Here is a 23,592-nt window from a genome sequence, read left to right as displayed (position 1 = left end):
CCTCTGACAGACGCCACGTCCATACCCTTAAATTTATTATCTAAAATATAATTTCTTTTTCAGCCTCCTGCACAAAGAAAGCGCGTTTAATATCTGTAACTTCTTCCAATAAACGTCTAAAATTATTTTTTAGAAAATAGTAAAAAGTTGTGAATTTTGTATTGACGAACCCCCTCCCTCTTTGTACAATAAAAACGAGTTAATTGAGAATGAATTTCATTCCTAGTTAGTTATACTATTAATTTATTTTATAAAAAGGAGAGTTTCAATCATGATGGCATCAAAATGGATCAAACCTGTACTAGCAAGTGCTTTGCTTACCATCGGGCTTGCTGGGTGCAATACAACTGATAACAGTTCAGAGTCGAAAGAAGCGAAACCGGCGAAAGAGGAAAGCAAGGTTGTCAACGTCTATACTGCTCGACACTATGAAGCAGATGACCAAGTGTACAAGAATTTTACCGAAGAAACTGGCATTGAAGTCAATGTGGTGAAAGCTGAAGCAGAAGAGTTGATTGAGCGCTTAAAGCGTGAAGGTGAGAGCACGAATGCGGACTTGTTTATTACCGTCGATGGTGGTGTCTTGGCGAACGCGAAGAACAATGACGTTCTTCAGCCAATCGAATCCGATGCGATCAATGAAAATGTTCCTGATAATTTACGAGATAAAGAGAATTATTGGGTTGGCATGTCCACAAGAGCGCGTGTGATCGTCTATGCGAAAGACCGCGTAAACCCTGAGGACCTTTCTACCTATGAAGATTTAACAAGTGATAAATGGAAAGGCAAAGTTCTTGCTCGTTCATCGACAAGCCTTTACAACCAGTCTTTGCTTGCTTCCTTCATTGAATTGAACGGTGAAGAGAAAGCCGAAGAATGGGCAGAAGGAATCGTCAACAACTTCGCTCGTCAGCCGGATGGCGGCGACCGTGACCAGGCTAAGGCAATTGCCGCAGGTACTGGCGATGTCGGCATCATGAATACTTATTATGTTGGCCTGATGGCAAACTCTGAAGACCCAGAAGAAAAGAAAGTCGCGGAAAACATTGGGGTCTTTTATCCGAACCAAGAAACAAACGGAACCCATGTGAATGTCAGTGGAATTGGGTTAACAAAGCATAGTAAAAATAAAGAAAATGCCTTGAAGCTTGTTGAATACATGACCGATGTCGAAGCACAAGAATACTTGTCTGCGAACAACTATGAGTTCCCAGTGAATCCTGAAGCACAAATGCCGGAATTGCTGAAATCATGGGGCGAGTTTAAGATGCAAGAGCTTGACTTTGATACCCTTGGCGAGCACAACGCAAAGGCGATTGAAATCTTCAATAAGACAGGCTGGAAGTAATCATGAAAGCAAACCTTGTTAGGCGCTATCTGCAAAAAGAGCTTAACGGTTGGTGGATCATCAGCATGGTCGGGGCAGGAATTATCCTGCTCCCGATCTTGTTTGTGTTTTTCGAGCTTTTCCAAGCGCCAAATGAAAATTGGTTCCAAGTTCGTGACTATTTGCTGCAAACGTATTTGTTTAATACGGTGACGCTTTTGCTGTTAACAGGATTATTCACCGCGATTTTAGGGGTTACGCTTGCATGGTTAACGACGGCTTATCAGTTTCCACTCAGAAACTTTTTCCGTTGGGGATTGATGCTTCCACTCGCCATTCCTCCTTATATTGCAGCCTATACGTACCGAACGATGTTCAGCTATACCGGTGTCGTGCAAACGACGCTGCGATATGAGTTTGGGGTTCAAGTAGACCCTGAAGTAATCTCGGTTTCCTCGTTACGGGGTGCAGTGTTTATTTTTACGTTGTTCTTATTCCCATATGTGTATTTGATTACGAAAGCATTTCTCGAAAATCAGAGCTCTTCTTATATTGAAACCGCTAGGCTCCTTGGGCGAAAGCCTTTTGATGTGTTTTTAAAAATCGTCCTGCCCCTCTCCCGCCCTGCAGTGGTTGGTGGCGTTGCACTGGTCGTTTTTGAAGTGTTAAGTGATTACGGGGTGACGAGTTACTTTGGCATTCACACGATTACAACGGCGATTTTTCAGACTTGGTTTGGGATGTACGATGTTGATACGGCGATGCGTCTTGCGGCGTGGTTAATGGTGATTTTAGTTGGAATGGTAGTGGTGGAAAGGTTACTAAGACAGCGGCAACGCTATCATTTAAGTTCGAAATCCAAACCGCTTACTCCGATGAAACTACGGGGTGTTAAGGCAGTAGCCGCATTGAGCTATTGTGCGCTTGTGTTTGGCTTAGGATTTGCCATTCCATTGCTCCAGCTTCTTTCCTGGGCCGGATTAACGTTTGAAAAAGTTTGGGATCTCTCGTTTTTTATCTTGCTAAAACAAACCATTTCGGTTGCAGCTGTTTCATCCGCGCTCATCATCATTCTTGCGGTCGTGGTTGCGAATATTAGTCGGTCGAAGAATGTTTTTTCTTACTTTTTATCTAAAATCATTACTGCTGGCTACTCGATTCCCGGTGCGATCATTGCGATTGGGGTATTGGCGGTGTTCATCGAGTTAGATGGAAAGCTAGCACCGGTTTATGCTTCACTTGGCTGGGGGGAAGCACCGTTGATTTTAAGTATGTCCTTGTTCATGCTGATTGTCGGCTATACCATCCGTTTTATGGCGACAGGCTTTAATGCGATTGAAGTGGGGTTTGAAAAGGTCGGTACGAAATACTTGGAAGCGGCGCGGATGCTAGGAAACGGCCGAACAATGGCCTTTTTCAAGGTCGACCTCCCCTTAATCAAAGGGGCTTTGCTGAGCGGGTTTATTTTAACGTTTGTGGAAATTACCAAGGAGTTGCCGCTCGTCTTGCTGCTGCGCCCGTTTAACTTTGAGACGCTTGCCACAAAGGCGTTTCAATATGCAAAAGACGAAATGATTCATGAAGCAGCAATCCCATCGTTGATGATTATTGCGATTAGTTCGTTGTCGGTTGTGCTATTTTATTTCATTGAAAAGAGGGTGAAACAATGAAGGTTTTAGAGGTAGAAGGACTGACCTTTTCCTTTCAGCGTGGCGAGGAGCCGATTTTATCGGACGTCTCCTTTTCGATAAAAAAAGGCGAAATCGTCGGCGTCCTTGGGCAGAGCGGGAGTGGCAAAAGTACGTTGCTACGCTTGATTTCTGGGTTAGAGATTCCTTGGGGCGGCTCGATTTCGGTTGCGGGCAAACCTGTGGTCAATCAACGTTTGTTTGTGCAACCCGAGAAGCGTGGCATTGGCATGGTGTTCCAGGATTATGCATTGTTTCCGCATATGAATGTGCGTGACAATATTTTATTTGGATTGAACAAGATGAGCCGGGCCGAACGGAAAAACCGGTTGAATGAAATGCTTGAGCTTGTACAGATGACGGACTTTGCGAAGCGCTTCCCGCACGAATTGAGTGGTGGTCAACAGCAACGGATTGCCCTTGCTCGGGCGTTGGCTCCGAAGCCAGAAGTATTGTTAATGGATGAACCTTTTAGTAATTTGGATGCTGATTTAAAGGCGTCGATTCGGTCTGAACTGCGGTCGATTTTAAAAGCAGCAGGAATGACGTGCATGATGGTCACACATGACCGCAAAGATGTGGACGCGATTTGTGATCGCAGCTTTTCGTTGAGTGAAGATTCAGCGGCACGGAAGGTTCACATGCAGTCGCTTTAGTCAGGAAAACGAACCGAAAGCCTGCTCGAAGATGAGCAGGCTTTCGTTAGTATGTCCTTGAACCTCTTACATATAGAACGACCATCACCAATATAATAGCCCCAACGAAAAGGAACGGTCCGACACCCGAACTAAATACAATAAAAACACGTAGATTTTTCACGAGGGTGATGATGATATACAAGATCAAAAACGCAGCAAGCACTCCAATTACCGGCAAATACTTATTTCGTCGTCGCCTCAATCAACCAGCCCCTTCTTTAGAAGCTCTGATGCAGATGAAATATGCAATTGCTATCGAAGGATAGCAGCTTTGGCCATCCTTTCCTTGATACTACCCTATGCTCGCCTTGCCTTGTACTATTCTAAAATTATGTTGGACTATCTTCTCAGTGTTTTCCGTTGAATCCAATACACGGTGACAACCGTAACCAACGATAGAAAACTGATGATACTGTTGATCGCATCCGGAATGGAAAAGAAGTTTTTGAGAATCATGATTCCGATGACAATGACATAAATGAGTAACGCATTCTCTGCGATTTTTTTCACGGTGGTTGCTCCTTACTTTGCTTTTAGTTGGTCGATGTATTGCTTCCCTTCGACTAAACTCAACCCAAACTCCTGGCGAGCACGGCGAATCGCCTCGATTTCTTTGCCTTCCTTGATTAGTTGACGCAACTCTTTGTTTACCGGCGGTTCCGGCAGCTTCACTTTGTCGGTAAGTCGGTTGATCGTCTCACTCATCGCCTTGATGCGATGCTCCATCTTGCTAATTTTCGTCAATAAATAAATGATCAGGACCAGTAACAAAAGATCAAAAGAAAGACCCATTCCTGGTTCAACTCGCTTTCTGTTTTATCTAGTAAAAGTGACTATCTCTCAGTCTAGTTTTATGCAAACCCACTATTCTCTAGTTTACCATAGGCACTTTCTGTTGTGGACCGAACGCACGAGGCGGAAAATAACTGGGTGGGATTAATTGGATGGTGCCTGGCACCATCCAGTAATTTTCCAAAAGAAAGAAAGAAAGAAAGCAAGAAAGAGAGAACAATGAGGAAGGGATTGATTTGTTGGTTTGGGAGGGTTTGGTGGGTGGGCTCTTGTAGCGTTGGGGGGAAGGGAGTTTGATTATAACTAGAATAATAGAGATTGGGTGAGTATGGTGGCGATGTACTTTCTATCGTTACCTTTTGGCCCACACCCTCCACCGGTTCAGGCACGATACAGACCCTAACATCGTTTTCTAACACACTTCCGCCCACCAAAAGGTATAATTTACCAAACAAACACCACCATCTGCTAGCATTCTGGAAGTATCGCTAGGATATGGGAGTTATTTTAAGAATGAGTCCTGATTCACTCTTCTTAGAAAGATTAGAAAGAGCTGAGCCACAATTAAGCCTGTTTATCACATATGATTGCTTTTCTGATTTTTGTTATAGTTTAAACATCCGCAAAAAATCCCGTTATGTAAACTGATTCATCCTAAATACCTCCTACATTCCTTTCCTCCCCATTCAGATGGACACTGGGAATTTTACGCTATGTTTTATGTTTTATATTGTCATATAGAGTAACGCAATTGATAAGGGGCCTTTCAATGGGTTTCCTTTCATCAAATGGTTTTGTTTTTTTATTATCACAATTGAAGCAAAGCCCTCTGCGAAATTAATCAAAGATGGGAGTTAAAATTTTATATGAAGAATGCTTCAAAAGTTTTTTATGTATCAATTGCCATCGTGACGGCCCTCGTTTTAATGGGTATCATGATGCCATCAACATTAGAACAAATTACTAGTCAGACACAAGGGTTCATTACCGATACATTTGGGTGGTATTACCTTGTCGTTGTTTCATTATTTGTGGCTGTGTGTCTTTATTTATTAGTCAGTCCAGTTGGCCGGATTAAGCTCGGGAAACAGGAGGATCAGCCTGAGTTTTCCCGTCCAACTTGGCTTGCGATGCTTTTTAGTGCAGGTATTGGGGTTGGGTTGATCTTTTACGGAACGGCTGAACCGATTAGCCATTACATGGTTAGTTCTCCTACAGGCCAAGAAGGGACGGATCAAGGGATTAAGGACGCCATGAGGTTTACCTTCTTCCATTGGGGAGTCCATGCATGGGCTGTCTATGGCTCAATTGCCTTGGTCTTGGCTTACTTTACCTTCCGAAAAGGGGAGCTCAGCTTAATCAGTCGTACATTACGACCTTTAATTGGGAAACATGCTGATGGACCAATTGGTAAGGCCATCGATGTCATTGCGGTCATTTCAACTGTCATTGGGGTCGCCACTACATTGGGATTTGGTGCTTCGCAAATTAACGGTGGATTGTCCTACTTATTTGGTATTGACAGCACGATGACTAGTCAAACCATCATCATTCTGATTTTGACAGTCTTATTTATGATTTCTGCCTTAACAGGGTTAAGTAAAGGAATTAAAATCTTAAGTAATGTGAATATGGGGCTTACGGCTGTCCTCTTCTTGATTGTCTTTATTTTGGGACCGACCATTTTTATCTTGAATTTATTTACGGATACAATAGGAAGTTATTTGCAAAACTTCGTGAACATGAGTTTCCGAATTGCACCACTAAATGAAGGCGGTCGCGAATGGATCAACGGCTGGACGATTTTCTATTGGGCATGGTGGATTGCCTGGGCTCCGTTCGTCGGTGTGTTTATTGCTCGAATTTCAAAGGGACGTACCATTCGTGAGTTTGTCGTATGTGTCTTACTCGTTCCGTCCCTCATTAGTTTCCTTTGGTTCTCAACCTTTGGAAGTGCAGCGATCGTCGAAGAAACAGTTGGTCAGATTTCGATTTCCTCATTAGCTACCGAGCAATCTCTTTTCGGCATGCTAGAGGGATTCCCAATTAGCATGGCGCTCTCCTTATTAGCAATTTTAATCATTGTTACGTTCTTTGTGACCTCCGCTGACTCTGGTACGTTCGTTCTAGGAATGATGACCACGAACGGCTCACAAAATCCAAGCGCAGCGATTAAAGTCATCTGGGGAGTGTATCTTTCAATCACAGCGCTCGCCCTCCTCTACTCTGGAGGTCTGCTAGCTCTTCAAAACACGATGATTATCGCCGCTCTGCCATTTTCGGTCGTAATGGTGTTAATGGTAATTAGCTTCCTAAAAGCATTACAAAAAGAAGCAAAAGAGCTCGGCCTTGGCCAGTTCGCATTGGCGCAAAAACGAGCGGTAGCCGCCCAAAACAAAAAGGGTGTCAAAGAAGCGGGATAATAAACATTCAGCAACGTTCCAACATTGGTTGGGACGTTGTTTTTTTGTGGTTTTGTGAATGGGTGGGATTAATTTAGATTTAGGATCGCAGGATATTGTGGTCTGACATCCTACCCTCTAGAAGAATGTGTTTAATACTGAGAGCCTGTTCTAGCGGATTGATTCTATTGTTATCAATCGGGCGGTCCTCCTCTCACTTGGGCACGATAGACCTTCTATCGTTACCTTTTGACTGCACTCTCTTCCTTTTCGGGCACGATAGGATTTCTATCGTGCCCTTTTGACCGACCTCTCCACCCTTTTGGGAACGATAGACCTTCTATTCCTTTTGACCGACATCTTCACCCTCTTCAGGCACGCGAGCCCCATCTCTCCATCCCTCACCCCACAACTCCTTCCAAACACTCACACCCCGTCACAATTTCCCCCGATTGTTTTTGAACATAAAATGAACATCCTTCAGAATCCGTTGACGAGATTTCTAAATCCCATCATAGTATGGATATACTTTGCCCGTTCAAAGTGAACTTTTACATAAAGGAGGATTGTCACAAAGCGAAGGAAAAAAGCGCCTGAACTAGCCAAAAGTGGAGCAAGCTAGTTGACGAGGAGGAGGTTGATCGAATGTTCGGCGGATGCCTCCCGGTTGCGCGCAAAACCGAAATTTTTCCTATAAATCATAAAGGTGACTTTATGGACAAAGAGGAGAAAATGCGCACAGGATGGACAAGGTATAAAGGAAGTTCGGACTAATCAGTGATAAAGGGAGTAACACTACATTAAGTTGCCCCTACTCAAGGAGGAAGACAGAAACTATGTGTGGAATTGTCGGTTATATCGGAAATCAAGATGCGAAGGAAATCTTGTTAAAAGGTCTTGAAAAGCTTGAATATAGAGGATACGACTCTGCAGGAATTGCCGTGAAAAACGAAGAGGCTGTACACGTTTTTAAAGAAAAAGGCCGCATTGCGAACTTACGAAACATTGTCGATGAAACAGTCGCAGCAACCATGGGAATCGGCCATACTCGTTGGGCGACTCACGGGATTCCAAGCAAAGAAAATTCTCATCCCCATCAAAGCACGTCCGGCCGGTTTACATTGGTTCACAATGGCGTCATTGAAAACTACGAACAGTTAAAGCGCGAGTATCTATCAGACGTTGAGTTTGCTAGTGATACCGACACCGAAGTCGTTGTTCAGCTGATTGAAAAATTCGTTACCGAAGAAAACCTAGAAGTTTTAGAAGCTTTTCGTAAAACCCTTACGTTATTACAAGGCTCCTATGCGATTGCCTTTTTAGACGAAAGCGGCAGCGATACTCTCTATGTTGCGAAGAATAAAAGTCCATTGCTCGTCGGCCTTGGGGATGATTTTAACGTCATCGCGAGTGATGCAATGGCGATGCTCCAAGTCACAGATGAATATGTAGAAATCATGGACAAAGAAATTGTTCTCGTGACAAAGGACCAAGTCACAATTGAAAACCTACAAGGTGAACCTGTTAAGCGACCATCGTATAAAGCGGAGCTGGATGCGAGTGATATTGAAAAAGGAACCTATCCATTTTATATGCTAAAAGAAATCGATGAGCAGCCACTCGTCATTCGAAAAATCATACAAACGTATCAAGATGATCAAGGTCAATTAACCATCAATCCTGATATCATCACAACTGTAAACGACGCGGATCGCATTTACATCATCGCGGCGGGAACGTCTTATCATGCGGGGCTAGTCGGTAAACAATTAATCGAAACCATTGCGGAAATCCCAGTTGAGGTCCACATTGCTAGTGAATTCGGCTATAATATGCCGCTGTTATCGAAGAAACCGTTATTCGTCTTCATTTCGCAAAGCGGCGAAACCGCTGATAGCCGTGCCGTGTTGGTTCATGTGAAGGAACTAGGCTATCCGACCTTGACCTTAACGAATGTTCCTGGATCGACTCTTTCCCGTGAAGCGGACTACACCTTATTGCTGCATGCAGGTCCGGAAATTGCCGTTGCCTCCACCAAAGCTTATACAGCACAAATCGCCGTCATGTCGATTCTCGCAAAAGTCGTAGCCGACCACAAACAAAAAGAAGTTCCGTTTGACCTTGTTCAAGAACTTGGTTTAGTGGCCAATGCGATGGAAGTTCTCTGTGATTCAAAAGAAATCCTTGAGATCATGTCAAAAGAGTATTTCACGGATACTCCGAATGCGTTCTTTATCGGACGCGGAATTGATTATTATGTCTGCTTAGAAGGGTCCTTAAAGTTAAAAGAGATTTCGTATATTCAAGCAGAAGGCTTTGCCGGTGGCGAATTAAAGCACGGGACGATTGCGTTAATTGAAGATGGCACCCCGATTATTGCCGTCGCTACTCAAGCAAGCGTCAACCTTAGCATTCGTGGCAATGTCAAAGAAGTGGTTTCTCGCGGAGCGAACCCATGCATTATCTCAATGAAGGGTCTAGACATGGATGAAGACAGTTTCGTAATCCCTGAGGTTCATGAATTGTTGACTCCACTTGTCTCCGTTGTCCCTTTACAACTGTTAGCCTATTACGCAGCTATCCAGCGCGGCTGTGATGTTGATAAACCACGGAATCTCGCTAAATCCGTAACTGTTGAATAACTTGAACTCATAGAATCGGATGTTTCTCACATGGAAACATTCGATTCTTTTTGTTTAAAAGGTCTTTCCCTCTCCAATCGACCCACTTTTTCCTTTTAAAAACCATTTCTTCAAAAGAATAGAAACGCGTGTTTATGTAAAACTAACTTTGTCGGAGAATGGGCGACAAAGTTAGTTTTGCCCTTCATTGAACGTGTTCGCTCTGTGAGATAGTATAAAAATGAATTCATTTTTAAGGAGAGAGACTATGGCTCAATCAAATATAAAAGTGGCTGTCCAAAAGTTTGGGAACTTCCTTAGCTCGATGGTCATGCCAAATATTTCTGCGTTTATCGCATGGGGCTTAATCACAGCTCTATTTATTCCTACGGGCTTCATTCCAAATGAAAGCCTTGCCAAAATGGTCGACCCAATGGTGACCTACTTGCTGCCGATCCTGATTGGATATACAGGTGGTAAGCTTGTCCACGAACAGCGCGGTGCCGTTGTTGGTGCGATTGCAACTGCCGGGGTGATCGTGGGTGCGGATATCCCGATGTTCCTTGGTGCGATGATCATAGGTCCGCTTGGCGGATGGGTCATCAAGAAATTTGACCAAATGATTGAAGGAAAAGTACGTGCAGGATTTGAAATGCTCGTAAACAACTTTTCCGCAGGGATTCTTGGCGGGCTTCTTGCCATCCTTGCGTTTTTAGCCGTTGGCCCTGCCGTTAGTACGTTAACAGGCTTGCTTGTTACAGGTGTGGATTGGCTTGTTGGCGCTGGCTTGCTGCCACTCACAAGTATTCTAATTGAACCGGCGAAAGTTTTATTCTTGAATAATGCGATTAACCACGGAGTACTATCTCCGATTGGAATCGAACAGGTACGAGAAGCAGGAAATTCCATGTTGTTCCTTCTTGAAGCGAACCCTGGACCTGGGATCGGTGTTCTACTTGCGTATATGTTCTTTGGAAAAGGAACGGCGAAACGTTCCGCTCCTGGTGCTGGAATCATTCACTTCTTTGGTGGAATTCACGAAATTTACTTCCCGTACATCTTAATGCGTCCATTGCTTTTCATCGCGGTCATCCTTGGTGGAATGGGTGGCGTGTTCACATTGGTTCTTTTAGGTGGCGGATTAACTGCTCCGTCTTCACCAGGAAGTATCATAGCGATTATAGCGGTTACCCCGCAAAGCGCTAGCTTTTACATCGCCAACATTGCAGCCGTACTAGTCGCAGCAGCTATTTCATTTATTGCTTCTTCCTTTATTTTAAAAACAGGAAAAGAAACAGATGATGATATCGAAGCCGCAGCCAAAAAGATGCAAGATATGAAAGGCAAGAAAAGCTCTGTATCCAATGTTTTAACAGAAGATCAAGGAGCACTTCCTGATAATGTTTCTAAAATTATCTTTGCTTGTGATGCCGGAATGGGCTCAAGTGCCATGGGTGCTTCCCTTCTTCGTAAAAAAGTAAAAGAAGCCGAGATGGATATTGCTGTTACCAATATGGCGATTAGCAACCTACCTTCCGATGCACAAATTGTCATCACCCAGGAAGAGCTAACACCACGAGCGAAGAGCAAAGTTCCAAATGCATATCACATTTCCGTCGATAACTTCTTGTCTAGTCCTGAATATGACAAGCTCATCAGTGAATTGAAGTTCCCAGCCAACTCAGAGCTTCATGAACTTGTGGATGATGCAGAGGAAAACGGAACAGACAACTCAGATGAGCAAGAAACCGTCAAAGATGATGATTTACTTCGTCCGGAAAATGTCTTCTTGAATCAAGAGTTTGCCAATAAAGAAGAAGCAATTCGCTTTGCCGGAAGAGTCCTTGTCGATGCGGGTTACGTTGAAGAAAGCTATATTGAAGCGATGATCGAGCGAGACAATATCACTTCTACTTTTATGGGCAATGATGTAGCCATCCCACATGGTACCGAAGAAGCGAAGAAAGCCGTGCTTAAATCAGGATTTACCGTTCTTCAAGTACCAAATGGCGTTGATTTTGATGGTCAAAAAGTACGTCTGATTTTCGGTATTGCTGGAAAAGATGGCACCCATCTTGAAATCCTATCTGGAATTGCCGTTACATGTTCAGAAATGGAGAATATCGAGAAACTGGTTTCTGCTAAGACTGCTCAAGAAATCATCGATATCCTTGGCAAAAAATAAACACAATCATGTCACGAATAGAAAAGCATATTTTTATGCTTTTCTATTCCTATTTTCTACCTATTTCACGAGGAATGAGTTGATCCTATGCATTTTACCTCGAGAGAAAAAGACATTATTGAACTGATTATGAAAACCTCTGGAAAGCATACGGTCACATCAATTGCCTCTTTCCTAAATGTCAGCACCAGAACGGTACAACGCGATTTGAAGACAGCGGAAACACTTCTCCAACAGTTTGGACTACGATTATCACGCAACCATCATCAAGGATTGTCCATTGAGGGGAAGAATGAACAAGTCTTTCGGTTGATGCAGTTTTTGGCTGGTCGGGAACCAATCGACCAAACCCCGCAGGAACGGAAACTCCGTCTTCTGCTTGCCATTCTCGAGGAAGAATTTTATAAAACTTCTGTTCTGGCCAGCACCATTGGCACAAGTCCGGTTACCTTGACAGCGTATTTGGATGAACTTGCTGATTGGCTTACTCCTTTTCAATTGCAACTTACTAGGAAAAGAGGAGTCGGAGTCGAGCTTCATGGCTTGGAGGCAAACAGACGAAGAGCGCTTGCCCACTTTTATCTTCAATATTTTCAAGAAGAATTTATTGAAAAACTGTATTTGCTGGAAAAAGGAACTCTTAATGAGGATAAAATTTTACATTATTTTTCCCTAGACTATTTCCGCGAGGTCAATTCGCTCGTTCATTCAGCTTTTCATCATGCACATGCCCGGCCTACCGATACCGGATACCTAGAAATTGTCGTACATACTGTAATCACCTTACAAAGGATTGAATCCAACTTTTCGATCGAGCCAAACTCTGGTCTATCGGACAACGAAATAGCTCCAGAGTATGAAGTGATGCTCAAGATTGCCAAAGTGCTGGAAGAAAAGTTCGATCTTGCTTTTTCAGAACAAGACATCCTCTACTTGGCACAAATTCTGAAAGGCACGAAGCTTTGGGGAGTTCAAGATGCTCCATACGAGCGGATTGTTCTTGCGCAGAGAATCAAAAATGTCATCCACGCTGTTTCCGAGCAAATCCATGTCGATTTGACGGATGACTTTTCATTATTCCAGGGGCTGCTCGCCCATATGGAACCTTCGCTTTTTCGAATGAAACAAGGAATGGAATCGTTCAATCCTTTAAAAGAAGAAATTAAACGGAAATACCCAGTGTTGTTTATGGCCGTGCAAAATAGTGTGGAAGCCGAGTTTAGCGAAATACCCCACTTTCCTGAAGATGAGATTGCGTTTATCGCTCTTCATTTCGGCTCCGCATTAGTCTTGCAGGAGGAGAATTTATCGATGAAAGCCTTGGTGATCTGTCCGACAGGCATCGGAACGTCAAAGATGCTTGCAAGCCGGGTTAAAAAAGAAATCCCCGAGATTGACACCATTGATATATCGTCGATCAAAGAGATAGGCGAAAAGCTGGATTTAGAAGACTACGATGTCATTCTTTCCACTGTACGCCTGCCGTTTATCAGCACGGAATATGTCCTGGTCAACCCGCTATTGAGTGAGGAAAACATCGATACCATTAAAGAGTATTTGCAAAATCATCTTGATTCGCTCACCAAAAGCAACCGATATCAGAAAATCACGCAAAAAGATCCTTTGCCACCACCCACAGATCAAACGATTGTGCTGAGGGATCTGCTTCAGGATTTAAAAGCAATGCAGCAGAGCGTGGAGTCCATTATCCAGAACTTCCGCTTTTACCGAATCGATCGCCGGGCAAGCCAAGAACAGATTTTAGAAACCATGCTCAAAAGTGCCGAACAGGATCAACTCCTAACAAACCCTGACGCTGTCCTGAATTCACTCAGAGAGCGGGAACAGAAGGGTGGTCTGGGGATTCCAGAAACCAATATTGCCCTTTTCCATGCAAGGGACCCACATGTGCATGAACTGATTTTCCAGATTGCCCACTTGCCCTATCCTTGTCATGTCAAAGGGATGGATGGCCATGAAGTGGTGATGAAGAACCTATTTCTCATGCTCGCTCCTGCAGAATTAAGTCTACGAGAGCAGGAGATATTAAGTTTGATTAGTACCAATATTATTGAATCTGATGAGGCCCTGCTGATCTTTTCTTCAGCTAATGAGGAACTGATTTACAAGCGGCTAGAATCCATTTTAGTAGACTATCTTCAATCGCATTTTAAAAATAAACCATAAAGGAATGATCACATGAAAAAAGCAGTACATTTTGGCGCAGGTAACATTGGCAGAGGCTTTATTGGAGCCCTCTTTTCACAGTCTGGATACCACGTCGTGTTTGTCGACATCGCCGATCAAATTATTGACCAATTAAATGAGGAAAAACAGTACAAGGTTAAGCTGGCAACAGATGCTCAAGAAACGGTAACGGTCGAAAATGTGTCAGGCCTAAATAACCTGAAACAAGAAAACGAAGTCATTGAAACCATTAAGGATGCCGCTTTCTTAACGACGGCGATTGGACCAAATATTCTTCCACGGATTGCACCGTTAATTGCCAAAGGACTAGCAGCAAGAGTCGAGGCAAACACTGAAAAACTTTATGTGATTGCTTGTGAAAATCAAATTTCCGCAACAGACCTATTAAAAGGGTATATTATGGAGCATTTGGACGAAGCAACAAAAGAAAAGGTATTGGCCAACGTTGCGTTTTTAAATTCAGCGGTTGACCGGATTGTGCCAATCCAAAACAACCAAGGATCGCTTGATGTTTTAGTTGAGCCTTACCATGAGTGGGTGGTTGAAACGACAGAAGAAATTCCTCCAATCGAAGGAATGAAAATTGTCCCTGAACTAGCTCCATTTATTGAACGTAAACTGTTTACCGTCAACACTGGGCATGCGGTAATCGCGTATTTTGGTTACCTTGCCAACAAAGAAACCATTGACCAAACACTTGCCGATCAAGAAATCACGAATCAAGTAAAAGCAACATTAGGTGAAACCGGTGCTTACTTAATCCATCAATACAACCTGGATCCAACCGAGCATCAACAGTATATTGATAAAATTATCGGCCGTTTCCAAAACGCTCATCTAAATGACGGCGTCACAAGGGTTGGTCGTTCCCCAATCCGAAAGCTTGGCCCAGAAGACCGCCTCTTGCGCCCAGCATTACAAGCGCAAAAAGCAGGTCTCTCATATACCAACCTAGCCAAAGCAATTGCAGCAGCCTTGTTGTTTGATTACAAAGAAGATGAAGAAGCAGTCAAGCTACAGTCAATGATTCAAGAACAAGGAGTAGCTCAGACACTTAAAGAAGTATGCGGTTTAGAAGAATCCAACGAATTGACGAAAGAAATTATCAGCCACTATGAAGCGTTAAAAGGATAATCCCTTTTTCAGGTCACGATCTCGTTTTGGTCGTGGCCTTTTGTAGTATTATGACCTCTTGTTCACTTTTTCGTTTCGTTTTTTAAGCCTCCCCTCTTTTTGGGAACGCGAGAACCCTCTTGCGTTCCCTTTTTCACGAACTCCTCTCTCTTCCGGGAACGTGAGAAATCCCTTGCGTTCCCTTTTTCACGACTCCTCTCTTTCCGGGAACGTGAGAACTTCCTTGCGCTCCCTTTTTCACGATTCCTCTCTCTTCCGGGAACGCGAGTACTCCCTTGCGTTCCCTTTTTCACGACTCCTCTCTCTTCCGGGAACGCGAGAACTTCCTTGCGTTCCCTTTTTCACGACTCCTCTCTCCTTTGGGAACCTGAGAACCCTCTTGCGTTCCCTTTTCCACGACTCCTCTCTCTTCTGGGAACGTGAGAACCCTCTTGCGTTCCCTTTTTCACGACTCCTCTCTCTTCCGGGAACGTGAGAAACCCCTTGCGTTCCTAATACACCCCCTCTCCTCTCTTTTGGGCACGGATTGTTCTAACGGAAAGACGTAGAACGAAAAGGTTCACCTCCACGAAAACGGATGCTATCATTATTTAAAACCCACTACCGATCGTCATACTGTATAAATAAAGGAGCTACAGATCCATGCAATCAGTCATTTTTGACCTGGATGATACTTTGTACGACCGCACACAACCATTAAGAAAAGCCTTCTTAGAACAGGTGGATCATCCCAACGTTTCTTTTGAACACTTTTACCGTATTTATCAAACCTACAGTGACATTGCTTTTGAGCAAGTAAAAGATCAGCAAATGACACTAGAGGAATCTCATATTTTTAGAATCAGCGAAACTCTCCTTGAGCTCGGAATGAAGATTAGCAAAGAGGACGCGCTAAGCTTTCAGACATCCTATGCACACTATCAACAACAGATTGAGCCCTTCCCTTTTATCCAAGAGATTCTGGATTTTCTACAGGACCAAGGGGTTCAAACTTGCATCATGACAAACGGTCCCACACCGAATCAACGAAATAAAGTCAAAAATCTTGGCTTAAGTTCTTACTTCAACCCAGAAGAGATTATTGTTTCCTCCGAAGAAGGCGTGGCAAAACCAGATCGGCAAATTTTTAATATCGCTGAGCAAAGATTTCAGCTAATGAAAGAACAGACCTGGTACATCGGGGACAGTTATCATCATGATATTGTCGGGGCCGCAAGCTCCGGATGGAAGACCATTTGGTTAAATCAGAATAACCAAAAACCGATTGACTCTCCTTATCGGCCAACTAAATCTGTCATCTCAACCTTGGAGTTAAAAGAATACTTGATGGAGCTGTTTCAATAATTCTCAAGCTTGACCAGTACTCCCCAAGCTTGGGAACGCACTCCCCTGCGTTCCCCCTGACCATGCTGAACACCTAATCTCAACAAAAAAACCGGTTCCCCGCCAAATCAGCAGGAACCGGTCTTTATTTTAACCTAACTAAAGGCAATCTAAGCCTCGACAACTTCTTTCCGTTCATACACTTCCTGATCAAACTCGCCAGTCATTCGGCTTGTAAGAATTCCGGTTGTCATCCCGCCGCTTACGTTCAGCGCGGTACGGCCCATGTCAATCAGTGGCTCAACGGAAATCAACAATCCAACAATCGCGAGCGGAAGGTCCATAACAGACAACACGATCAACGAAGCAAACGTCGCTCCACCTCCGACACCAGCCACTCCGAATGAACTGATCATCACAACGAAAATCAGCATCAAAATGAAGCCAGGATCTAACGGATTAATGCCAACAGTCGGCGCGACCATGACCGCAAGCATCGCTGGGTAAATCCCCGCGCAGCCGTTTTGGCCGATGGATAAGCTAAACGGCCCAGCAAAGTTCGCGATTCCCTCAGACACGCCGAAGTCTTTTGTTTGCGACTTAATGTTCATCGGCAATGTTCCCGCACTCGAGCGAGAAGTGAAGGCAAACATCAATGTAGGCCAGCCTTTTTTCACGTATTGAACTGGGTTTAACTTTGCAAAGCTTAGTAAAATTAAATGCACGCTAAACATTAAAATCAGTGCAACATAGGATGCGATGACAAACTTTCCTAAGCTGACAATCGCTTCATAATTACTAGTTGCTGCGACTTTGGTGATCAACGCAAGGATGCCGTATGGCGTCAAGCGAAGCACCAAGGTCACGATTCGCATAATGATGCTGTAGAATGCATCCACGATTTTCGCGAACAACTCGGCTTGTTCAGGCTGCTTGCGTCTCACACCAAGGAATGCCACCCCAACAAACGCAGCAAAAATGACGACCGCAATTGTCGATGTTGCCCGTGCACCCGTTAAGTCAGCAAACGGATTGCTTGGAATCATTTGAACCAACTGTTGCGGCACAGTTAAATTCTCTACCTCTGTTACGCGATTAGCCAGTTCCGCATTGCGAGTCGCTTCCGCTTCCCCTTCTGTCAACTGAACGCCATCAAGTCCGAAGCCGATGGTTGTGCCAATTCCAATCGCAGCTGAAATCGCCGTTGTTCCGATTAAAATCCCAATCACAAGGAAACTAATTTTCCCAACATTGTTAACTAGTTTCATGCGTGTAAACGCACCTAAGATTGAAATGAACACAAGTGGCATAACCACCATTTGCAGCAACCGAACATAACCGGTGCCAACGATGTTCATCCACTCAATTGTTCCGCCGGTAACGTCAGACGCCGATCCATAAACTAAATGAAGTAAAAAGCCAAATACAATTCCTAACCCTAAACCTGTGAACACTCGCTTTGAAAACGAAACATGCTTTCGTTGCATCACAAACAAGACGCCAAGCAAAGCAAGGAACACAGCAATATTTATAATAATAAAAAGGTTCTCCATTTGATGTCCCTCCTAGTTGTTCTTTTCTATAGGATATTCATTTGAATTCGAAATAATCCTGAGCTATCATACAACGATTATTCCTACCTGTCAAATAGGAATAATTAGCTTTCACTTATGACGTTTGTCGCCGCCGTTGAACGTGGGGATTTTCACATTTGGCAGGTAGGGCATATTGCTGAAGGAATGGACATTTTCACTGGAGTTCAGGCTGGGAATGTTCCCGATGAGAATGGACGCTCTCCGGAGGGCTCGATCTTCGCAAAGGTGGAGGATCGATTTTTATCGGTATATGAAGCCGCGAAAGAGCGGGAGAAAGAATTGGCGAATACCGTAAAAGGATCGTGTGAATTTTTCAACAATTTGACACATCCTATTTGTTTACAATCCCCCCTAGCGTGTTATACTTAAGTTGACATAGGAGCTTTAAGCCAAACGAAACCAAAAGTGGTACGCTTTGTGTGGCAGGACCGCACAGAGTCCATACTTAGTGCTATTGACCACAGCACTGTAGCAAGAAAAGCCCTCCCGACCAGAGGGCTTTTTTCTTGCAAACACATCGGATCACGGAACGCCTCATGCTATCTCCCCGCCCCTATAGTGGTGTTTCGAGTAGGTGCACACCTCGCTTAGGGGACCAACCTAACACGAGAATTAACGGTTCGTATATTTATCGTCCCGGTTTCATATAATGTGTTTGTGTCTTCCGTTACTGTAAGACAGTTGAGACCATTTCCACCACAGCCTGTAGCATTGATAAGTCTAAGCCTAACCAGCGCGCAAGGAATAGGAGGCCAGTTCCTGCGACCAACAGGACCAACGGCATCCAGGCTGTCACTATGGCAGCCCTTCCTTCTGCTAACATTTTATAAGCTTTCGCCTCTCTCAAAGACATAGGTAACTTTTTCTTCGCCACGAAACCCATCCTCCCTTCAAAGAAGAATGAGGGGCAGGGACATACCTACTCTTCTAAATTTTACCATCTATTTCGCGTTTCTAATAGATGGTTTTCTGAATTTTTAATATATTTAACATAAAAAACTTGCAAAACATGTGTTTACACGCAGGTAGGCGGTGGCTTACCTGCTTTTTTGTTGTTGAAAGAGGGTTTGAGCTGGGGTCTGCTTAAAATTTTGTTTAGTATCTTGTTACTTTTGTTCAGTATCTTAGCATGGACAGTTTCTCTTTCAAATGCCGGAGAACACCCTCCAAGCTGCCCCCATCAAACGTTTGATTGATTTTCACTTGGTGGATTAAGGTTTAACGGTGTTTAGGCGGAAGTAAATTGCTGCGTAGTGGGTTTGTGAAAATTTCCCGTTTGTAGAGTAAAATGAATTTTTCGTAGAGCATAACACTATTTTGTAGAGTAAAGTTAATTTTCGTAGAGCAACCTGAACTTTTTGTAGAATAAATTAATTTCTCGTAGAGCAAATCACCTTTTAATTTAGGTTGACCACCTCTACCTTGTTCATGGCTCATTCTAGTCTTTTTATAAAACAAGGAAAGTGCCCCCCCTTTTCGTTGCGATTCACGCTAGATTTATAGAGAAAAAACAGCTCTTTCATAATGCAAATCACCTATAATCAAAAAAATCCTATTCCTCCCCTCTCCCCCATCTAAGGACTTACTCCAAAAAAATTTGACTATCCTTTCGCAAGTGATTACCCTAAAAAGGAATTTATTATGTCATCCGTTAAAGGGGTCCTTTCGATGCGTAGTTTGTCATTAAGGTTTGGAGATTTGTCACCGTCTCAACTACTTGTATCTTTTTATCTTGTTGCTGTCATTATTTCCGTCACTTTGCTTAGTCTTCCGATTACGACAAAGCCTGGGGTGGAATGGTCGTTTGTTGATGTGCTGTTTACTGCTGTTAGTGCGATTAGTGTCACAGGACTTGGAGTGGTATCCACCGCCGACACCTTTAGTACACCAGGTGTTTTTATTCTGATGTTCATTTTACAGTTTGGTGGCATCGGAATCATGACGTTAGGAACGTTTTTTTGGTTGATTTTAGGAAAAAAAATTGGCTTAAAAGAGAGGGTTCTCATCAAGGCTGACCAAAACCAAAGTCATTTGTCTGGGCTTGTGAAACTCATGATTAACATTCTCATGATCATTGTTCTGATTGAAGTTGTGGGTGCCTTGGTGTTAGGGACGTATTTTTTATCTTACTTTCCAACCTGGCAGGAAGCCTTTTTACAAGGGCTGTTCGCATCAGTTAGTGCCACCACGAATGCGGGCTTCGATATTACCGGGGAGTCGCTCATTCCGTTTGCCCACGATTATTTTGTGCAGACCGTCAACATCATTTTGCTTACTTTAGGGGCGATTGGATTCCCTGTTTTGATTGAGTTAAAGGATTATTTTGTCTCCAGAAAAGCTGGTAAGCACGGTCATTTCTCTTTATATACCAAATTAACCACCACGACGTTTTTCGGTTTGATGCTCTTTGGGACGGTCGCCATTTTACTATTAGAGTTCAACCATTTCTTTGCGGATAAAACGTGGCATGAGTCGTTTTTCTACGCCTTCTTTCAATCATCGACAACCCGAAATGGCGGTTTGGCGACTGTTGACGTGAGCCAGTTTACAAACCCAACTCTACTTGTCCTTAGCGCCTTAATGTTTATTGGAGCTTCCCCAAGTTCAGTCGGTGGTGGCGTCCGGACCACGACGTTTGCGATTATTCTCTTATTTATATACAGTTTTGCACGAGGTCGAAAATCGGTGAAAGTGTTTAACCGTGAATTCGATCCTGAAGATATTCTAAAATCCATGGCTGTCATGGCTACGGCGCTCCTCCTTTGCTTTTTCGCTGTGATCGTTCTTTCTATTACCGAGCCGTTCTCGACGATTCAATTGATCTTCGAAGTCACCTCGGCGTTCGGAACAACCGGTTTATCAATGGGAATCACGGCTGACTTAAGCACCTTCGGCAAGTTTGTTCTTATTTTATTAATGTTCATTGGACGAATTGGCATTCTATCGTTTATCACCATCATCGCGAAACCAGGAGGAGATGATTTGTATCATTATCCTAAAGAAAAAGTGATTATTGGCTAAAAATGAGGCAGGTTTTACCTACTTGCTGTATAAAAGGAGGAAAACCATGAACATCCTTTTTATCATGTTAGGTGGTTTTTTCGGCGCGCTTTCTCGCTTTCAACTAGGCGAATGGATTCATACTGACCAAGGATTTCCCCTCGGAACCTTGGCTGTCAATTTGCTTGGCTGCCTCGTTCTAGGTTGGTTTACGGCGTTTGCTAAACGAAAAGGACTGCGCGCTGAATATAGCTTGCTTATCGGAACCGGATTTTTAGGCTCTTTTACAACGTTTTCTACCTTTTCGGTTGAAACCATTAACCTGATAACAACCGGAGAAATCTTCCTGGCCGTCACATATGTGCTAATCAGCATTATCGCTGGTTTGTTACTGGCTTTTGCCGGATTTAAATTCGCGACGAGAGGAGGCCAAATCAAATGACGTCTCTTCTCATTGGACTCGGTGGAGCAATCGGCGCGCTTTGCCGCTACTATCTCGGTTTGCTGGTGACCCGCAAAGCCAGCACGCCTTTCCCGCTCGGCACCTGGGTGATCAATGTAACTGGCTCTTTGTTGCTTGGCATTGTTTTTAACTTACATAACAAAGAAATGATAGCAGATTCACTGTTCTGGCTTGTGGGCATTGGGTTTTGCGGGGCTTATACGACGTTTTCAACGTTTGGAAATGAGGCAGTGCAGCTGTTGGTTGCGAATAAAATGAAACTTGCGGTGATTTATGTGCTCACCTCTGTGATTGTGTCTTGTATTGCTGGTTGTATTGGATTTCTGTTTTAATCAGTCTTTATCTACATATTTTGGTGACTTATTGGAAAAATAAGAGTCAGGATAAGGATGATGGAGGTTTAGTATGGATCAGGGACATCAGATTAGACTCACCGCCGGAGAAGTAACACAGCTCTGGGCTCAATATATGAATGATAGTGGCAGTGTCTGTATGCTTACTTATTTTGCTGAAAAGGCCGAAGATGAAGACATTAAGCCATTAATTGAATATGCACTGAAAATATCTCAAAACCATATTGAAAAGTTAACCAGCATTTTTAAAGAAGAAAAGTTTGCGATTCCATATGGATTCAAGGTTGAAGAAGATGTCAATCTCCAAGCCCCACGATTGTATTCCGATAGCTATGCGCTCACCTTTGTTCATCAAATGGCGATGATTGGACTGACCAATTACGCGGCGGCAGTTTCTGCTTCGGTTCGCGAGGATATTTCCGATTATTATATGGAATGCCTGAGCGAGACGATGGAATTATTTAAAAAAGCAAAGCAAGTTTTACTACAAAAGGGATTAATGATTCGCGCCCCTTATATCCCAAATTTGGCCGAAATCGAATTTGTAAAAAAGCAAAGCTTTGTCTGGGACATTTTTGGCAACAAGCGCCCGTTGATTGCCGCTGAAATCAGCAACTTGTTTTCAAACCTTCAACGAAACGCTTTAGGCGCAGCTACTCTGACCGGCTTCGCTCAAGTTGCACAGAGCAAGGAAGTGACGGATTTTTTTATTAAAGGCATTGAAATTGCCAAGAAACACGTGCGTATTTTTAGTACAAAATTGGAGGAAAGCAATCTCCCTTCTCCGACCACCTGGAGCTCTGAAGTGACCGACAGCACCGCGAAAACATTCTCGGATAAACTGATGCTGTTTTTCACTTCAGGTATGATTTCGCTCAGCGTCGGCTACTACGGGACAGCGGTTGCGCAAAGCCCACGGGTTGACATTGGGATCATGTATAATCGCTTGTCTGCTGAAGTTCAGCTTTACTCGGAAGATGGAGCCAATTTGATGATCAAAAACGGCTGGCTCGAACAACCGCCGATGGCGCCCGACCGAGATGAATTGGCGCGTAAAAAGAAGAAATAAGAAACAGCCAGGTTGCGAGGACCTGGCTGTTTTGGTTTTAAAGCGGGATGTGGAGACCTGGTTGTGCGCTTCACCTTAACCTTCATAGATTAGGGTCTTCCCTGTTCCATACTCACCGAAACGCCGGTGGAACCCGAAGCCAACCTTTTTCCTCCATCAACGGCTTGAATGTTAACGCGAACATGATTTTTCTCATTTGAAATTTAGCGAACATCCAGCTCACATCGGCCCTTACCGACTCGGATAAACCGCGGGCGGCGTAGGTAATTCCTAACGTAAGATTATTCGCAATGAGATTGGCGATTTCGTTGTCTGAGAGTTTTGCGGCTTCAGGAATTTCCGTGAACTCCACTCTTGGCTTTTCTGGCAACGTGACCGGAGAAGCAACACCTACATCTGCTAAGAACTCCCGCAATTCCACAATCATCGGCTTTTGGACATTCTCAATTACATCCACTAATTTTTCTTTCAACTCTTCATCCTGAACCACATTTAACGCCGCTTGCTCTTCGCGTAAAAACTGTTCCGCTCCACCTAAAAACAGCCATAAGTTGCCGCCTTCCCCAACATTGACCGGCTTTTTCTCTCCGTCTAAAAACGGTTTGAACGTATTTCTCATGATTTCCATTAAGTTCATCGTGCTTTCCTACTCTCTTTTATTTTTCCATTTTATATTTTCCTAAAAATGGTATTTGTAACCAAATGTTTTAATGGTTGTATCCGTTGTCTGAATA

At 43.6% G+C, this 23,592-nt stretch carries 21 protein-coding genes; 15 read left to right on the top strand and 6 right to left on the bottom strand.

The genetic code is table 11. From position 1 onward, the window contains the following. The first annotated feature begins 274 nt into the window (after window positions 1-274). Genes M3182_RS14510 through M3182_RS14500 form a run of 3 tightly spaced genes read left to right on the top strand, consistent with a single transcriptional unit; the run spans window position 275 to window position 3,671 of the window. The gene (locus tag M3182_RS14510; protein WP_251558810.1) at window positions 275-1,348 is read left to right on the top strand and encodes a Fe(3+) ABC transporter substrate-binding protein; all 1,074 of its coding nucleotides are present in this window, start codon (window positions 275-277) and stop codon (window positions 1,346-1,348) included. A 2-nt stretch (window positions 1,349-1,350) separates the two neighbouring features. Next, a complete protein-coding gene (locus M3182_RS14505; protein WP_251558652.1) occupies window positions 1,351-2,997 on the top strand; it encodes an ABC transporter permease in 1,647 nt (548 codons plus the stop codon). After that, window positions 2,994-3,671 (top strand): ABC transporter ATP-binding protein, encoded by a 678-nt coding sequence (locus M3182_RS14500; protein WP_251558649.1) that lies wholly within the window; start codon window positions 2,994-2,996, stop codon window positions 3,669-3,671. The genes M3182_RS14505 and M3182_RS14500 overlap by 4 nt, the downstream gene beginning before the upstream one ends. A 46-nt stretch (window positions 3,672-3,717) precedes the next feature. Here the strand turns inward: M3182_RS14500 and M3182_RS14495 are convergent, their stop codons facing one another. From M3182_RS14495 to M3182_RS14485, 3 genes are all read right to left on the bottom strand, one after another. Continuing rightward, window positions 3,718-3,915 (bottom strand): hypothetical protein, encoded by a 198-nt coding sequence (locus tag M3182_RS14495; protein WP_251433939.1) that lies wholly within the window; start codon window positions 3,913-3,915, stop codon window positions 3,718-3,720. Between the two features lie 137 nt (window positions 3,916-4,052). Beyond that, entirely contained in the window at window positions 4,053-4,223 is a 171-nt protein-coding gene (locus M3182_RS14490; RefSeq protein ID WP_251558647.1) for a hypothetical protein, read from the bottom strand. Window positions 4,224-4,235: 12 nt separating this feature from the next. Further along, the gene (locus M3182_RS14485; protein ID WP_251558645.1) at window positions 4,236-4,418 is read right to left on the bottom strand and encodes a hypothetical protein; all 183 of its coding nucleotides are present in this window, start codon (window positions 4,416-4,418) and stop codon (window positions 4,236-4,238) included. Between the two features lie 953 nt (window positions 4,419-5,371). Here M3182_RS14485 and M3182_RS14480 point away from each other — a divergent pair. The 7 genes from M3182_RS14480 to M3182_RS14455 all read left to right on the top strand — a co-directional run bounded on the left by M3182_RS14480 (window position 5,372) and on the right by M3182_RS14455 (window position 16,399). Continuing rightward, complete coding sequence (locus M3182_RS14480; protein ID WP_251427700.1) at window positions 5,372-6,928, top strand: glycine betaine uptake BCCT transporter; 1,557 nt, start codon at window positions 5,372-5,374, stop codon at window positions 6,926-6,928. A gap of 624 nt (window positions 6,929-7,552) precedes the next feature. Further along, window positions 7,553-7,681: a hypothetical protein gene (locus M3182_RS26195; RefSeq protein WP_285868203.1), complete on the top strand. Its 129-nt coding sequence runs from the start codon at window positions 7,553-7,555 to the stop codon at window positions 7,679-7,681. Window positions 7,682-7,743: 62 nt separating this feature from the next. Continuing rightward, complete coding sequence (gene glmS, locus M3182_RS14475) at window positions 7,744-9,549, top strand: glutamine--fructose-6-phosphate transaminase (isomerizing) (protein WP_251558643.1); 1,806 nt, start codon at window positions 7,744-7,746, stop codon at window positions 9,547-9,549. A gap of 247 nt (window positions 9,550-9,796) precedes the next feature. After that, window positions 9,797-11,713 carry a PTS mannitol transporter subunit IICBA gene (locus M3182_RS14470; protein ID WP_251558641.1) on the top strand — a complete coding sequence of 639 codons (1,917 nt, stop codon included), beginning with the start codon at window positions 9,797-9,799 and terminating at the stop codon, window positions 11,711-11,713. A gap of 87 nt (window positions 11,714-11,800) precedes the next feature. Then, complete coding sequence (locus tag M3182_RS14465; RefSeq protein ID WP_251558639.1) at window positions 11,801-13,900, top strand: BglG family transcription antiterminator; 2,100 nt, start codon at window positions 11,801-11,803, stop codon at window positions 13,898-13,900. Window positions 13,901-13,912: 12 nt separating this feature from the next. Further along, window positions 13,913-15,055, top strand: a complete 1,143-nt coding sequence (locus M3182_RS14460; protein WP_251558637.1) for a mannitol-1-phosphate 5-dehydrogenase — start codon at window positions 13,913-13,915, stop codon at window positions 15,053-15,055. Between the two features lie 642 nt (window positions 15,056-15,697). After that, entirely contained in the window at window positions 15,698-16,399 is a 702-nt protein-coding gene (locus tag M3182_RS14455) for an HAD family hydrolase (protein WP_251558635.1), read from the top strand. A 149-nt stretch (window positions 16,400-16,548) separates the two neighbouring features. Here M3182_RS14455 and M3182_RS14450 read toward each other — a convergent pair whose 3' ends face one another. Next, window positions 16,549-17,931, bottom strand: a complete 1,383-nt coding sequence (locus M3182_RS14450; protein WP_251558633.1) for an L-cystine transporter — start codon at window positions 17,929-17,931, stop codon at window positions 16,549-16,551. A gap of 117 nt (window positions 17,932-18,048) precedes the next feature. On the opposite strand from M3182_RS14450, the gene M3182_RS14445 reads away from it, so the two are divergent. Further along, window positions 18,049-18,342, top strand: a complete 294-nt coding sequence (locus tag M3182_RS14445) for a hypothetical protein (protein ID WP_251558631.1) — start codon at window positions 18,049-18,051, stop codon at window positions 18,340-18,342. A 298-nt stretch (window positions 18,343-18,640) separates the two neighbouring features. Here M3182_RS14445 and M3182_RS14440 read toward each other — a convergent pair whose 3' ends face one another. Continuing rightward, window positions 18,641-18,847 carry a hypothetical protein gene (locus M3182_RS14440; RefSeq protein WP_251427721.1) on the bottom strand — a complete coding sequence of 69 codons (207 nt, stop codon included), beginning with the start codon at window positions 18,845-18,847 and terminating at the stop codon, window positions 18,641-18,643. A gap of 794 nt (window positions 18,848-19,641) precedes the next feature. Between M3182_RS14440 and M3182_RS14435 the strand changes: the two genes are divergently transcribed. The 4 genes from M3182_RS14435 to M3182_RS14420 all read left to right on the top strand — a co-directional run bounded on the left by M3182_RS14435 (window position 19,642) and on the right by M3182_RS14420 (window position 22,858). Then, complete coding sequence (locus M3182_RS14435) at window positions 19,642-20,994, top strand: TrkH family potassium uptake protein (protein ID WP_251558629.1); 1,353 nt, start codon at window positions 19,642-19,644, stop codon at window positions 20,992-20,994. A 46-nt stretch (window positions 20,995-21,040) separates the two neighbouring features. Further along, on the top strand, window positions 21,041-21,415 hold the full coding sequence (crcB, locus tag M3182_RS14430; RefSeq protein WP_251558627.1) for a fluoride efflux transporter CrcB: 375 nt from the start codon (window positions 21,041-21,043) through the stop codon (window positions 21,413-21,415). Beyond that, the gene (gene crcB, locus M3182_RS14425; RefSeq protein WP_251558626.1) at window positions 21,412-21,768 is read left to right on the top strand and encodes a fluoride efflux transporter CrcB; all 357 of its coding nucleotides are present in this window, start codon (window positions 21,412-21,414) and stop codon (window positions 21,766-21,768) included. Before crcB (M3182_RS14430) ends, crcB (M3182_RS14425) begins: the two co-directional genes overlap by 4 nt. A 73-nt stretch (window positions 21,769-21,841) precedes the next feature. Further along, entirely contained in the window at window positions 21,842-22,858 is a 1,017-nt protein-coding gene (locus M3182_RS14420; RefSeq protein WP_251558624.1) for a DUF3231 family protein, read from the top strand. A gap of 112 nt (window positions 22,859-22,970) precedes the next feature. Here M3182_RS14420 and M3182_RS14415 read toward each other — a convergent pair whose 3' ends face one another. Beyond that, the gene (locus M3182_RS14415) at window positions 22,971-23,495 is read right to left on the bottom strand and encodes a DUF3231 family protein (protein WP_251558622.1); all 525 of its coding nucleotides are present in this window, start codon (window positions 23,493-23,495) and stop codon (window positions 22,971-22,973) included. Between the last annotated feature and the right edge of the window lie 97 nt (window positions 23,496-23,592).

This window comes from Mesobacillus maritimus (genome assembly GCF_023715205.1).
Lineage (GTDB): Bacteria > Bacillota > Bacilli > Bacillales > Cytobacillaceae > Mesobacillus_B > Mesobacillus_B maritimus_C.
The sequence above is the reverse complement of the archived record's forward strand: the minus strand, read 5'-3'. Positions and strand labels throughout refer to the sequence as shown.

What these genes read in the sequence shown, in the direction of transcription:
- M3182_RS14415 (WP_251558622.1), bottom strand. Translation starts at nt 23,495, where the DNA reads ATGAACTTAATGGAAATCATGAGAAATACGTTCAAACCGTTTTTAGAC.
- M3182_RS14450 (WP_251558633.1), bottom strand. Translation starts at nt 17,931, where the DNA reads ATGGAGAACCTTTTTATTATTATAAATATTGCTGTGTTCCTTGCTTTG.
- M3182_RS26195 (WP_285868203.1), top strand. Translation starts at nt 7,553, where the DNA reads ATGTTCGGCGGATGCCTCCCGGTTGCGCGCAAAACCGAAATTTTTCCT.
- M3182_RS14485 (WP_251558645.1), bottom strand. Translation starts at nt 4,418, where the DNA reads ATGAGTGAGACGATCAACCGACTTACCGACAAAGTGAAGCTGCCGGAA.
- M3182_RS14470 (WP_251558641.1), top strand. Translation starts at nt 9,797, where the DNA reads ATGGCTCAATCAAATATAAAAGTGGCTGTCCAAAAGTTTGGGAACTTC.
- M3182_RS14500 (WP_251558649.1), top strand. Translation starts at nt 2,994, where the DNA reads ATGAAGGTTTTAGAGGTAGAAGGACTGACCTTTTCCTTTCAGCGTGGC.
- glmS (WP_251558643.1), top strand. Translation starts at nt 7,744, where the DNA reads ATGTGTGGAATTGTCGGTTATATCGGAAATCAAGATGCGAAGGAAATC.
- M3182_RS14460 (WP_251558637.1), top strand. Translation starts at nt 13,913, where the DNA reads ATGAAAAAAGCAGTACATTTTGGCGCAGGTAACATTGGCAGAGGCTTT.
- M3182_RS14505 (WP_251558652.1), top strand. Translation starts at nt 1,351, where the DNA reads ATGAAAGCAAACCTTGTTAGGCGCTATCTGCAAAAAGAGCTTAACGGT.
- M3182_RS14510 (WP_251558810.1), top strand. Translation starts at nt 275, where the DNA reads ATGGCATCAAAATGGATCAAACCTGTACTAGCAAGTGCTTTGCTTACC.
- crcB (WP_251558626.1), top strand. Translation starts at nt 21,412, where the DNA reads ATGACGTCTCTTCTCATTGGACTCGGTGGAGCAATCGGCGCGCTTTGC.
- crcB (WP_251558627.1), top strand. Translation starts at nt 21,041, where the DNA reads ATGAACATCCTTTTTATCATGTTAGGTGGTTTTTTCGGCGCGCTTTCT.
- M3182_RS14445 (WP_251558631.1), top strand. Translation starts at nt 18,049, where the DNA reads ATGACGTTTGTCGCCGCCGTTGAACGTGGGGATTTTCACATTTGGCAG.
- M3182_RS14435 (WP_251558629.1), top strand. Translation starts at nt 19,642, where the DNA reads ATGCGTAGTTTGTCATTAAGGTTTGGAGATTTGTCACCGTCTCAACTA.
- M3182_RS14480 (WP_251427700.1), top strand. Translation starts at nt 5,372, where the DNA reads ATGAAGAATGCTTCAAAAGTTTTTTATGTATCAATTGCCATCGTGACG.
- M3182_RS14420 (WP_251558624.1), top strand. Translation starts at nt 21,842, where the DNA reads ATGGATCAGGGACATCAGATTAGACTCACCGCCGGAGAAGTAACACAG.
- M3182_RS14455 (WP_251558635.1), top strand. Translation starts at nt 15,698, where the DNA reads ATGCAATCAGTCATTTTTGACCTGGATGATACTTTGTACGACCGCACA.
- M3182_RS14465 (WP_251558639.1), top strand. Translation starts at nt 11,801, where the DNA reads ATGCATTTTACCTCGAGAGAAAAAGACATTATTGAACTGATTATGAAA.